Annotated in this window: 11 protein-coding genes and 2 pseudogenes; 4 read left to right on the plus strand and 9 right to left on the minus strand. The window is 68.8% G+C overall.

Going from position 1 to position 11,486, the window contains the following annotated elements:
- Positions 1 to 2: 2 nt before the first annotated feature.
- From ACIGO6_RS33675 to ACIGO6_RS33685, 3 genes are all read right to left on the minus strand, one after another.
- Positions 3 to 548, minus strand: a complete 546-nt coding sequence (locus ACIGO6_RS33675) for a YceI family protein (RefSeq protein ID WP_399883000.1) — start codon at positions 546 to 548, stop codon at positions 3 to 5.
- Positions 549 to 637: 89 nt separating this feature from the next.
- Positions 638 to 1,468, minus strand: a complete 831-nt coding sequence (locus ACIGO6_RS33680) for an endonuclease/exonuclease/phosphatase family protein (RefSeq protein ID WP_399883002.1) — start codon at positions 1,466 to 1,468, stop codon at positions 638 to 640.
- Positions 1,469 to 1,514: 46 nt separating this feature from the next.
- Positions 1,515 to 1,997 (minus strand): carboxymuconolactone decarboxylase family protein, encoded by a 483-nt coding sequence (locus tag ACIGO6_RS33685; RefSeq protein WP_399883004.1) that lies wholly within the window; start codon positions 1,995 to 1,997, stop codon positions 1,515 to 1,517.
- Positions 1,998 to 2,178: 181 nt separating this feature from the next.
- Between ACIGO6_RS33685 and sigJ the strand changes: the two genes are divergently transcribed.
- The 3 genes and pseudogenes from sigJ to ACIGO6_RS33700 form a co-directional block, all read left to right on the plus strand.
- Positions 2,179 to 3,114, plus strand: coding sequence for an RNA polymerase sigma factor SigJ (sigJ, locus tag ACIGO6_RS33690; protein WP_399883006.1), 936 nt, complete (start codon positions 2,179 to 2,181; stop codon positions 3,112 to 3,114).
- A 630-nt stretch (positions 3,115 to 3,744) separates the two neighbouring features.
- Positions 3,745 to 4,674 (plus strand): SDR family oxidoreductase, encoded by a 930-nt coding sequence (locus tag ACIGO6_RS33695; RefSeq protein ID WP_399883008.1) that lies wholly within the window; start codon positions 3,745 to 3,747, stop codon positions 4,672 to 4,674.
- Positions 4,675 to 4,882: 208 nt separating this feature from the next.
- Positions 4,883 to 4,969 (plus strand): annotated as a pseudogene (locus ACIGO6_RS33700) (AAA family ATPase); the annotation flags it as partial.
- Positions 4,970 to 4,987: 18 nt separating this feature from the next.
- Here the strand turns inward: ACIGO6_RS33700 and ACIGO6_RS33705 are convergent.
- Positions 4,988 to 5,356, minus strand: a complete 369-nt coding sequence (locus tag ACIGO6_RS33705; RefSeq protein ID WP_399883010.1) for a DUF4440 domain-containing protein — start codon at positions 5,354 to 5,356, stop codon at positions 4,988 to 4,990.
- Positions 5,357 to 6,124: 768 nt separating this feature from the next.
- On the opposite strand from ACIGO6_RS33705, the gene ACIGO6_RS33710 reads away from it, so the two are divergent.
- Positions 6,125 to 6,445, plus strand: coding sequence for a MerR family transcriptional regulator (locus ACIGO6_RS33710; protein WP_399883012.1), 321 nt, complete (start codon positions 6,125 to 6,127; stop codon positions 6,443 to 6,445).
- A gap of 395 nt (positions 6,446 to 6,840) precedes the next feature.
- On the opposite strand, the gene ACIGO6_RS33715 is transcribed toward ACIGO6_RS33710, so the two are convergent.
- The 5 genes and pseudogenes from ACIGO6_RS33715 to ACIGO6_RS33735 all read right to left on the minus strand — a co-directional run bounded on the left by ACIGO6_RS33715 (position 6,841) and on the right by ACIGO6_RS33735 (position 11,478).
- Positions 6,841 to 8,097 carry a hypothetical protein gene (locus ACIGO6_RS33715; RefSeq protein ID WP_399883014.1) on the minus strand — a complete coding sequence of 419 codons (1,257 nt, stop codon included), beginning with the start codon at positions 8,095 to 8,097 and terminating at the stop codon, positions 6,841 to 6,843.
- A 509-nt stretch (positions 8,098 to 8,606) separates the two neighbouring features.
- Positions 8,607 to 8,786 (minus strand): annotated as a pseudogene (locus ACIGO6_RS33720) (Ku protein); the annotation flags it as partial.
- A 552-nt stretch (positions 8,787 to 9,338) separates the two neighbouring features.
- Complete coding sequence (locus ACIGO6_RS33725) at positions 9,339 to 10,313, minus strand: cyclase family protein (RefSeq protein ID WP_399883016.1); 975 nt, start codon at positions 10,311 to 10,313, stop codon at positions 9,339 to 9,341.
- 15 nt (positions 10,314 to 10,328) lie between these two features.
- Positions 10,329 to 11,081 (minus strand): IclR family transcriptional regulator, encoded by a 753-nt coding sequence (locus ACIGO6_RS33730; protein WP_399883018.1) that lies wholly within the window; start codon positions 11,079 to 11,081, stop codon positions 10,329 to 10,331.
- 121 nt (positions 11,082 to 11,202) lie between these two features.
- Positions 11,203 to 11,478, minus strand: a complete 276-nt coding sequence (locus tag ACIGO6_RS33735; protein WP_399883020.1) for a hypothetical protein — start codon at positions 11,476 to 11,478, stop codon at positions 11,203 to 11,205.
- Positions 11,479 to 11,486 lie beyond the last annotated feature (8 nt).

The following is an 11,486-nucleotide window of genomic DNA, read 5'->3' on the forward strand; positions in this document are numbered from 1 at the left end:
CGTCAGGGCTGCCGGACCGCGGAGACGTCGAAGTCGAGGGTGACTTTGGGGCTGACCATGGCCGTGGTCATGGCGTTCCAGTTCACACCCCAATCGTTGCGGTCGATGGTGGCGCTGCCCCGGGCGCCGATCCGGCAGTCTCCCCGGGGTCCGGTCTCCGTGCCGGTCAGCGTGAACACAACGGTGACCGGCCTGGTCACGGTGCGGATGGTCAGATCGCCGGTGACCCTGAAGACGTTCTCCTCGGCCTGCTCCACCCTGGTCGAGACGAAGGTGAGAGTCGGGTGGCCGTCGGCGTCCAGGAACTTGCCGCTGAGCAGATCGTCGCGCTGCGGCTTGCCGGTCCGGATGCTCCGCGTCCGGACCGTCAGCCGTATCTCGGACTTCGACGGGTGGCCGACGTCCAGGTACGCGTTGCCCTCGAACTCCTCGAACCGCCCGTGCACCCTGGTGGACATGGTGTGCCGGGCGATGAAACCGACGCGCGTACGTGTGGTGTCGAGGAGGTAGTTGCCTGACAGTTCGGCGGGTAGGGAGGTGATGGACATGCTGGGATGCTCCTGTGTGGGAAGAAGGCGTCAGGGATGCGGATGCGGCGCCTTGCCGCCTGCGCGGTCGACAGTGACTCGTGACCGGGTCAGTGAATTACTCCCAGGTCCAGATCGACGACGACACCGTAGTGGTCACTGGCCCACACACCGTCGCTGGGTTCGTCGAACACGCGCCTGGCGTCGACAACGTGGGCCAAGGTGTGCGGATGAGCGTGTGGCGAGCCGACGAGGACGTAGTCGAGTCGACGGTGGTGCCGTGGCTGGCGCACCAGACGAGCGATGTCCTCGGACGCGTTGGGGTTGTCCGTGGACCAGGTGTGGCCGGGCCCGGAACCCGCGACCTCCCACGCGTCGTGATAGTGCGTACTGCGTCCTGCGAGCGACTGCCGGCCGGTCAGGTAACGGATGCCGGCTGTGTCCGGGTCCGCGTTGAAGTCACCGGCCATGATCGTGGGCAAAGCCGTCCGGTGCCGGGCGTCCAGGTCGCTCAGGGCGAGCACCTGACGCTCGCGTGCCGCCTCCATGTCGAGCCGGAACGAGGTCGTGGGGGCGACGAACAGCACCTCGCCCAGATCCGGCAGCGGCACGTGGGCCGCCAGCGTGAGCCACGGCACGTCGGGCGCGTCCGTGCCCCGCTGGTCGAGGACTTCGACGATGCGATGCGGCCATCGGGTCGCGATCGCCGTGCCGCCGTACCGATCAGCGAAGGGCGGCGCCGCCATGGACACCTGCGACTGGTCGGTACCGTGCAGCCCGGTGCCGGCGATCAATTGGTCCAGTTGACCGGGCATGACCTCCTGGAACGCGACGAGGTCCGGAGCGCGTCGCCGTAGCTCAGCGTTGATCAGTGCCATGCGCGCGGCGCAGTCTCCCCGGGTGTTCCACACGTTCAACGTGAGGACGCGCAGCCTTGTCACTGCGAAGTTCCCTTCTGTCCGTGGCTCGGGTGGCGTATCGGGTCTCCTAGGCCCACTGGGCCCATTGGCCGGGCTGGTAGTCGCCGGCGGGTCGCTGGACGATGACGTTGAGGCGGTTGAAGGTGTTCATGACGGCGATGAGGCACACCAGGGCCGAGAGCTGTTCCTCGTCGTAGTGCAGCGCGGCGTCGGCCCAGGCCTCGTCGGTGACGCCACCGGCCGCGTCGGCGACGCGGGTGCCCTGCTCGGTCAGCTCCAGGGCCGCTCGCTCCGCGTCGGTGAAGACCGACGCCTCCCGCCAGGTCGCGACCAGGTGGAGGCGCACCGCGCTCTCTCCGGCGTGCGCGGCCTCCTTGGTGTGCATGTCAAGACAGAATCCGCAGCCGTTGATCTGGCTGGCGCGGATGCGCACCAGCTCCTGCGTGGTGGCCGACAGCGTCGAATCCGACACGGCCTTGCCCGCCGCGGCGACGTACTTCAGGAACTGGGCCGCCACCGGCTGGGCGAACAGGTTCAAACGGGCTTCCATGCTCTCTCCCCTCCCCACAGGGCCGTTCCACCGTGGAACGGCCGTACGTGAGTCGACGTTCTTACCGGTATGACGACGCGGCCCCAGCGGATGTGAGGTCGGCACGTCACCTCACATCCGGAGGGGCTGCGTCGTCATACCGGTGTGGCCTGGCCGGACGCGACCGAAGGAGTGGCGAGACATGAGCATTGAAACCGAGCCGGGAGGCGTTCGCCTCGACTCGACTCTGAGCACCATCATGAGCGAGCGACGTCGGCTCACCAATCTCGCCTACCGACTGCTGGGCTCTCTGGCCGACGCCGAGGATGTCGTGCAGGAGACGTACGCCCGCTGGTACACCCTGACCCAGGAGCAGCAGGAGGGCATCAAGTCGCCAGGCGGGTGGCTGACCAGGGTGGCCGGCCGCATCTGCCTCGACCAGCTCGGCTCGGCGCGGGCGCGGCGCGAGAGGTATGTGGGCGAGTGGATCCCCGAGCCGTTGCCCGATCGCGCGGAGTGGTCCGGCGGGAGGCCGGGCGGAGCCGCCACCGACCCGGCTGACCGTGTGACGCTCGACGAGTCGGTCACCATGGCCTTCCTCGTCCTGCTCGACGCGATGACGCCGGCCGAGCGCGTCGCGTTCATCCTCCATGACGTCTTCGGCTATCCCTTCGCCGAAGTGGCCGAGATCGTCGGCCGTACGCCGGGGGCCTGCCGACAGCTGGCCTCCGCGGCCCGCCGCCGTCTCCGCGCGTCCGAAGTGTCGGCGGCCCGGGCATCGCGGCAGGCCGCTCTCGTCAGAGACTTCAAACTCGCGTGGGAGGCCAAGGACATCGCGGCCCTTATCGACCTGCTCGACCCCGACGCCACGGGGGTCGCCGACGGCGGAGGCCTGGCCAGCGCAGCGCCCCGTCCCGTCGTGGGCAACGAGCAGATCGCGCGGTACCTGGTGGCCGTCACCGCGACGGCGGACGACCTGACGATCGTGGAACGCACGGTCAACGGTCAGCCCGGCCTGGTCGTCGAGCGCGGCGGTGTCACCACGGTGGTCATCGCGTTCCAAGTCGCCGGGGACCGCATCAGGAACTTCTGGGCCGTCGCCAATCCCGAGAAGCTGCGCCCCTGGACGACGAGCTGACGGGCGTACCCGAACGGGAGGCCCCCGCGGTCGGCTCTGCCCAAGCCGCGCAGGGCACCCTGCGGGTCAACGGCAAGGTCTATACGAATCCCCCAGGCTGCTACCCGGTCATGCCCCTGGACAACTGCACATCGACAACCTGACCAACGGCGATGTCAGCCCGGCGGGACACGACGTAAGGCCGTGAAGAGGCCTTACCCGAGTGGACCGGAGCGGCAGGCTGAGGCGGCGCGTGCCCGTTACGTGGCATCCCCTGGCGGTGAGACGCGCGCGGCCTGGCGGGACGCGGCCGACGTCTTCCGGCTGGATGCAGGGAAAGCAGAAACGGGTTTCCCAGGTCATCCACCTCGCCGAGATACGACGACTGATTACCCGCCTCACCGACCGACGCCCCATACTCGCTGAGCACACCCTGCACTGGTCACACCGGCGCCGACGACGTCAGCACCAGGCCCACTACCAGCCACTACAAACGACGCGGACGCTTCCCCGACCTGGCCATCAGTCACGGCAAGGGAGCGGGTCTTGCCCGCTCGCCGTTTGGGTGCACGCGCCAAGGACAGGCGAAGGGGAGATGCCGTTCGGCGGCGAGGGGCACCAACCGAGTACCGAGCACGTGGGAGGCCAGTGGTGGAGGAAAGCAACGGCAAGGGCAACGGACCGCTCGACCGTCCGGCGATGCCGCAGGAAGAGGCGGAGATCACTCCGCCCTACCGCTTCCAGCGCCAGCAGCGCCCCGGCCTGGAAGAACTGATGGAGGTGCGCCCGCGCTACCACGCCCCGAACTACCGAGGCTCCGGGAAACTCGCCGGGAAGGTGGCACTGATCACCGGAGGTGACTCGGGTATCGGCCGGGCGGTCGCCGTGCTCTACGCCCGTGAGGGAGCCGACGTCGCCATCGTGTACCTGCCCGAAGAGCAGCGCGACGCCGACAAGACCCAGGAGGCGGTCGAAAAGGAGGGCCGCACGTGTCTGCTGCTACCGGGCGACCTGTGCGATCCGGCGTTCTGCGCGGCCGTCGTCGAGCGCACCGTGGGGGAGCTGGGCGGTCTCAACGTCCTGGTGAGCAACGCCGCCTACCTCAACAGCCAGAACAGCCTGTCCGACCTGGCCGCGGAGGACTTCGACCGGGTCTTCAAGACGAACGTCTACGCCTACTTCCACCTGGTCATGGCGGCCCTGCCGCACCTGTCCCACGGCGACGCCGTGATCGCCACCGCGTCCGAGGAGGCGCTCAAGGGCAGCGAGATGATGATGGATTACGCCGCCTCGAAGGCGGCCATGGTGGTCTTCACCAAGTCCATCGCCTCCCACCTCGCCGAGCGCGGCGTCCGCGCCAACGTCGTCTCCCCGGGCCCCACCTGGACGGTGCTCAACCTGGCAGGACAGCGGTTCCCGGACGACTACCTGACCAACCTCGGCAGCTCGGCCCCCATGGGGAGGGTCGCCCAGCCGGAGGAGGTGGCACCGGCCTACGTCCACCTGGCATCCGACGCCGACTCCAGCTTCACCGTCGGCGAGGTCATCGCCATCACCGGCGGCCTGACGGACACCCGCTGACGATCCGCGCCCGGCCGCCCAACCGTACTGATCGTCGCAGGATGAGCCGAGCCACCGGCCTTGTGCCTGACCATCCGTGCGTTTCGAGGCCGATTGCGTGCTGGGTCAGGGCGTGCGGGGCGTGCCGGCCCGATGTGGGGCTCGGCTACCTCGAGGGGTGAGGGTGACGGGTGATCGCTGCGGGGAGTGGCGGGGCGTGGCTGACGAGGATCCCCGCCTCTGCGTGGCCGTCGTCGACCGGCTCACCTTCAATGGCACGATCATCGAGACCGGTGGTGACTCCTACCGCCTCGCCGGCGGCGGTCCCACCCGCTCAACCGGTCAAAGTGCCCTGGTGGAAGTACATCCGCCAGCCCGTCTCCGTCAGACGCCACACAGAGCTCCGCCATGCCCGGCGGCCCTGGTGGTCGGCGAAGTAGGTCAGGTGAACGATGCCCGGAGTAAGCGCGACGCCGGACATTTCGCTGACCTTGACCGGAGACTCCGGGGACACCGAGCCGCCGCTCGTCACCGTGAGGATCGACTCCACGTCCCACCGGCGTCCGGAAGCCCCGATCTCGGTGAACTCCGGATCCAGAAGCCCCAGGACACGGGCCGGGGAAGCACGCACCTCGGGATCGAGAAGCTCCATCTCCCCGTCAATGGCCGCCTGCACGGCGCGCTCACTCTCATCCGTCGTCATGCAGGAACACTATGGACGCTGCTTGCCAAGGCACAGCGAATTGACCACCCGACGCAGCGAGACTCATGCCGGGCAGTCCTGCGGCGCGGGTGGGGGTGGGGGGCAGGCGCTGCGGCTCGGCTTGCGGGCGGTTGTCTTCTTCGGCGCGGTCTTTTTGGCGGACGTCCGCCTGGTCGGTTGCACCACTGAGTCGGGCTTGTGCCCCCGCGGTCGGTCTTCAACCAGTCAGGTACCTCTTCCGGGTGCAAAGGAGACAGAACCCTGGGCTCCTCGGATGGAGTAAATCTGTTGCGGTCGCTGTAGACATTGCTGTCGGTGGAGGCTAGTGTTTTCGTTGTAGCCCAGAAGTCGATGGGCACGGCAGACATGAACTGCCGTGCAACAGGTCGAAGGAGCGGCACGGCAGCGGAGCGGCGGAGCCGGAAGTGACGGGTTCCTCCACTGGCTGCCGGGCCGGGCGGCCCCAGGGGCCGCACAGCAGTACCGCGTAACCCAGCAGTACAGACGGATCAACCGAAACAAGTAAGGAGCAGAACGCCATCAGGATCGCCCGGGCGAGGAAGCAGTCCGCCCGGGTACCGCAGACCCCGGATTGGAAGGTGGTCCCCGGTCACGCAGCCGCGATCCCCGCAGCCCCGCCCTCCCAGGCGGACCGCAGCGGAAGAAGAAGGCCGGCGTACGTCAGCCGGCAGATGGTGTTGAAAGCTCGGGGCCCGGGCGCCCTTCGGCGCCCGGGCCCCTCGACGCGTCCCCCGGAAGAAGAGGTCTATGCCCCCTCGCAGTACCCGCCCCGCCGTCCCTCTCGATGACGACGACTACCCCGCCTACACCATGGGCCGGGCCGCCGACATGCTCGGCACCACCCCCGCCTTCCTCCGCTCCCTGGGCGAGCACCGCCTGATCACCCCCCTGCGCTCCGAGGGCGGCCACCGCCGCTACTCCCGTTACCAGCTGCGCATCGCCGCCCGCGCCCGCGAACTCGTCGACGCCGGCACCGCCGTCGAAGCCGCCTGCCGGATCATCGTCCTCGAAGACCAGCTCGAAGAAGCCCGGCGCATCAACGAGGAGCTCCGCTCCCAGGCAGAGTGAGAACGGCACCCCGAGCGCGCCAGACACACACGAGAAGCACGCACCGCCGCACTGCCCGATCGGCCACGTGCAGACGCACCGCCCACCGGCGCCCCAGCACCCGCTCATCCAGTTCGCTTGTTGGGGCGCCGATAGTCATTCCGGCCTCTTCCTGCGCCGCAGCGTGAAGCGCGCTCACTGTGCGTACACCCCACCGACTCCGGCGCGAGTGTCTCCGCTCGGTCTGACGATCTCAACCAAGATCCTCAACCGAGGCTCTGGTCCGAGGACACAGCATTTCCCCCGCAGTCGGCCGCGATGAGCCGAGATCGGCCACCAGCGAGCCGGGGCGGCAGTCGCGTGTCAACGAACAGGCCACTGATCTGCTGGATTGCCTGCCGCACCGCAGATGCTTCCTATCGATCCGCCGAGTCGGCCACGGAACAGTCGAGGACCCGCCCGTCCACCGTGCCGATCAGTAGTCGCCCAGGGCAGATGAGCGTGAGCGACAGCGGTACCACGGGCTGGCCGCCGACCTCCAGTCGCTGCCGCCACAGCACCGTCCCGTCCCAGGTGCGCAGTGCCACCAGCTCACCGGAGTTGAAGGCGACGTAGATGGTGTCCTCGTCCCCGTCCAGGGCGGTGGCCGGGAAGTCGGCGGTGAACACCCAACGCGCGGCTCCGGCCCCGAGGCTCCGCCGTACGACGAAGGCGTTGCCGGGGAGTAGGCCCGCACCGTCGTGCACAGACCCCGCGTGCACCAGGTCCCGCGTCTCCCCGGTGCCGACCTCGATGCCCGGGCCGCCGAAGAGGTGCCGGGTGTGCTTGGTGTCCCAGTCGAGGGGGAACAGTCGTCGTACCACGGGCTCGGCGTCCGGGCCGGCCGGGTCGACGGCAACCACCCACTTGTTCCGCCATGGTTCTCTTTTCTCGCCCTGGAGTACGAGCAGTTGCCGACTGTGACGGATCGGAAAGGAGTGATTGAAGAGGTCGAATCCCCCCAGTGGCACGCGTACCTCCGGGGTTTCTCCCGTAGGGCTGACCAGCGCGGCCGGTTCTGAGTCGCGCCGGTCCCCGCCCGTGGAGCGGAGCACGAGCCAACCGTCGTCACGAGTGGTGAGCGCGGTGGAAAAGCCGACGGGGAGGGAGCCGAGCACCTTCCCGTCCGCGAGCGACACGCGGGCAAGGAGCGGTGGTTCGGCTACTCGTTCTCTGCCCACCCAGCGCGCACGCCTCCGCTCCACGTTGACCCAGACGTCGAGCTCGCCGGCCCTGACCACGAGCTGCCGCCCGCCCTCCTGGTCTGGAGCACGCCACTCCAGACGCCCATCAGGCAGCCATGCCTCAGCCAGCACGCCGTCCAGACAGGCCAGCACCCGTCCGTCCTGCAACCCGTGGACGTCCCACACCTGCCGGCGCGGCTCCCACCACGGCTCGCCAGCCAGCATGGCAAGCGACTCGACGCCCTGGCGGGTCGCCTCTTCCTTCGTGAGCTGCTCGAACTCGATCCACCGCCCGCTCAGTTCCTCCTGCTGAACCGACCCTTGAGCGACATTACTCCAGTCGGACCGCTCGATGACCACTTCGAACCCATGTGTATGCGCCTCGTCGGAGTCGGAGTCATCGGGTGGGGCCACGACCACCCGCAACGCCTGCTGGCTCTGCCATGCCACGTGCAACACCTCACGCGCGCCACGTATCACCGAGGTCAACCGCCCGGACCTCAGATCGAGCAGCAACAGCTCGCCCTCGAAGAAGTAACCCCCGTCGTACGACCCGGTCCCGATGGCAACGACCGGCAGCGCCGGGTGAAAGGCAAGGCAATGCACGGGCCAACGTGACTCCGCGATCCACCGGCATCGCAGATCGTCCGTGCCATAAACCCCCACCCGGTATGGCCGCCATCGATCTGTTGCGGTCCCGCACCCGGACCACTGCAGATACCCCAGATCGCCGCCCACACCAACGAGTCCCCGCTCCTTGCTGACGGTCACGGCCGAGGGCACGCCGATTTCGGCGAAGGACTGGGTGCCGAGCGTGCGAAGGATGGTCAGCGAACCGGACATATTGGTGGAACTCCCTGGTAGCTGAGGATCATTTTCGCCCCTGGTCACTGACCGAGCGCACCCAAGGATGCGGCGGGTTGATCGACTGCCACGGTATGAAGGCGACGATCTCGATTCTCGTCGCTGCGGACCTCGCGGTCCTCCAGCTCGCAGATCTTGCGCGTCCGTACCCGGGACATGTCCTCCAGGTGCACCTGATGGAACCGGATGCTGTGATCCTCTGTAGCGCCGACCACGTGGATCGGCACGGTGACCAGGCCGAAGCTGATCGCGCCGGACCAGATCGTTCGGGGCATGGCGGACCTCCAGGACAGCCCCGAGCAGGGCCAGCGTACGAGGCCCCCGACGTGCGTGCGAGAAGCATTGCGTCCATCTGGCTGCGTTGGGCAGCAGGTACTGTCTTGCAGGCCGCCGCCGCGGTGGCTCAGATGTCCCGGGAGGGACCAGCCAAGGTCGTGACCTGCGATGTCTGGCCGTCGCAAGTCGTTGACCTGTATGAATGCCCTTTCGGTTGTTTCCGGCTCGTGCTGGTTGATGCGGCCGGAAGTCCCAGGAAAGTCCGAGAGGACTCCCACGGGCAGGCGTCACTCTTTTCGGCTTGGCACGGGGCATGCGCGTGCATCCCGCAGCCTGGGCGCCAGGGGATCGGCGGTCGGCTCATGCCTTGGGTGACCGGGGGTTGTCTGGGGGGCAGGTGTCAGATCGCGACGATGACCAGGTGCTGTGCGGGACGGTGGCGGTGCCCGGCGCGGGTGAGGAAGACGAGGAGGCCGAGGAGGCCGGCGCCGACGTGGCCGAGTCGTTGCCGACGCTCCTCGGATACGGAATCAAGGAGGTCCCGTCCTCCGCTACCGCAGTGCCGTGGCGTTGGCGGGTGAGCCGACTCCACCCGTGAGGTGCAGTGGTTTGACCGTCAGGAGACTGTCCCAGCGGCCGGTGGCCCGGCAGTCGGCCGCCAGGGCTGTCAGGTTCCACAACTCGCCCAGGGGGAGCCCGAGTTTGGCGATCAGTTCCTGGTGCATCATGCCGGCGTCCTCGGGCGCGCTGTGCAGGAAGTCGCTGTCCGGCAGGACGGGCAGGACCTCCACGGCGAAGGTGTCGGTGGCCATCAGGGCGATGCGGTGGTCCCAGCACCAGGCGGCGAAGTCGCGGGACTGGGCGAAACCGGTGGCGCGCCGCGACTGTCTCGTTTCGGCGCGGGTGGCGGGGTCGGTGGTGAGGTACCACTGGGCCCAGCCGGTGTGGACGAGGACGAGGTCGCCGTCTTCGACTCGGGAACCCTGTGCGTCCAGTGCCGCGTCGAGCAGGTCCGGGGTGAGGGCGGGGCCGGCGGCGTGGTCGAGCGGGGTGCCGCGGTCGCGCAGCAGGCCGTCGATGTCGATGAGCAGTCCTCGTCCGGCCAGCGGTGTCTCGGCCCACAGCTGGACGCCCAGGCGTGGGCTGCGCGGGGTGATGTCCTCGTCGGGGACACCGTTGTAGAAGCCGTGTCCGGAGGCGCGACGGTGGCGCAGTCCGTCGATCTGGGTGCTCGCCTGGAGGTGGAAGTCGTCCAGGACGTCGTCGCGGGCCTGGTCGTGCTTGGCGGTGATGCGGTGCCGGGGAATGCCGCGTGCCTTGGACATGGGCGGGTCGAAGGCGTCGAGGGGGTAGTCGAGGTTGAGGGCGCGGCCGTCTCGTACGCACTGCGCGGCGCGCAGGATCTGCTGGGAGCCGGCGAGGTTGGCCATGCCGCGTTCGGGTTCGTCCTCGAAGAGGTGCCAGCTGGACCCGGGGGGCCCGTCGGTACGGCCGAGGAGTTCGTCGTAGGTCGGCAGGAGCGGCATGGGGGAGCCTTCGGTTTAGGGGCAGCGGGCGGCGATGGCCCCCGCCGCGTGGCGGACTTCGGTGATGATGCGGGCGTGGTCGGTTTCGGGCAGGTCGCTGCTGGGCCCGACGACGCTGAGTGCGCCCAGCAGGTGGCCGTCCTTGAGGACGGGGGCGCTGACGGAAGTGACGTCCAGGACGCGTTCGTCCTGGGACAGGGCGAATCCGTTCTCCTTGATGTCGCGCAGTTCGGTGATCAGATCCTCAGCGGTGACCTGCCGGCCGGAGGCCCGGGCGAAGGGTACGGCGGCGGCGACACAGCTCTCCTGTTCGTTCTCGGGCAGCCAGGCCAGCAATGCCTTTCCCGCGCCCAGGTGGAGGGGCAGCTTGTCTCCGATGGGCAGTTGGTAGCGGAGCGGGTTGCGGCCCTCCACGCGGGCGATGGGCACGCGAGCGGTTCCGACGCGGACGAACAGGGTCGGGGTGAGGCCGGTGGTGGCGGCCAGTTCCTGGAGGATGGGCAGGGCCACGGGGGTGAGCCGGTTGTTGACCAGGAAGGCATGAGCGGTGGCGACGGCGGCGGGGCCGGCCACGTAGCCGGTGTCCTCCTTGGCCGCGTAGCCGCGGTCGACCAGGACGTTCAGGATGCGCTGGGCGGTGGCCACGTGGAGGTCCGCACGGCGGGCGACGTCACTCAGACGCAAGGGCAGACGGGCGTCCTCCAGGACGCCCAGCACATCCAGGGCCCGGTCGACCGAACGCATGGTGCTGGCGGAGGTGGTGGCCATCGGCGGGTCTCCTGTGGCAGTCGGCGTGGCACTCGGTGTGCCGTAGTCCGATAAGAGTTATCAGACTGCCGCTGTCGGTAGGCGCGGTCGCCCCCCTGTGCGGCTCAGGCCCCCGCCTTGACTACGCGTGATGGCTGCCGGCGGGCTGCAGTTCCTTGGCCGGGTCGGAGCTGTCCGGTGCTTCCTCGGGTGTCAGGTAGGACAGGAGGAAGGCGATCAGTCCGCTGATGCCGGCGACGACGAAGGTGGGCGGTCCGGCGTGCTCCTCCACGGCGGCGACCCAGCCGGCGTCGCCGACGACGAGACCCAGGGTCTGGCCGAGGACGAGGAGGAGGCCGCCGGCGAGGAAGCCGATGAGGGTGAGGCGGAAGAGGAACTGGAGCTGTCGGACGGGCATGGGGGCCT

The sequence above is a fragment of the Streptomyces sp. NPDC053750 genome (genome assembly GCF_044544295.1).
Lineage (GTDB): Bacteria > Actinomycetota > Actinomycetes > Streptomycetales > Streptomycetaceae > Streptomyces.

Excerpts from the sequence above, each read along its gene's own strand:
- ACIGO6_RS33675 (WP_399883000.1), bottom strand. The coding sequence starts at position 548 with ATGTCCATCACCTCCCTACCCGCCGAACTGTCAGGCAACTACCTCCTC.
- ACIGO6_RS33685 (WP_399883004.1), bottom strand. The coding sequence starts at position 1,997 with ATGGAAGCCCGTTTGAACCTGTTCGCCCAGCCGGTGGCGGCCCAGTTC.
- sigJ (WP_399883006.1), top strand. The coding sequence starts at position 2,179 with ATGAGCATTGAAACCGAGCCGGGAGGCGTTCGCCTCGACTCGACTCTG.
- ACIGO6_RS33705 (WP_399883010.1), bottom strand. The coding sequence starts at position 5,356 with ATGACGACGGATGAGAGTGAGCGCGCCGTGCAGGCGGCCATTGACGGG.
- ACIGO6_RS33710 (WP_399883012.1), top strand. The coding sequence starts at position 6,125 with ATGCCCCCTCGCAGTACCCGCCCCGCCGTCCCTCTCGATGACGACGAC.
- ACIGO6_RS33725 (WP_399883016.1), bottom strand. The coding sequence starts at position 10,313 with ATGCCGCTCCTGCCGACCTACGACGAACTCCTCGGCCGTACCGACGGG.
- ACIGO6_RS33730 (WP_399883018.1), bottom strand. The coding sequence starts at position 11,081 with ATGGCCACCACCTCCGCCAGCACCATGCGTTCGGTCGACCGGGCCCTG.
- ACIGO6_RS33735 (WP_399883020.1), bottom strand. The coding sequence starts at position 11,478 with ATGCCCGTCCGACAGCTCCAGTTCCTCTTCCGCCTCACCCTCATCGGC.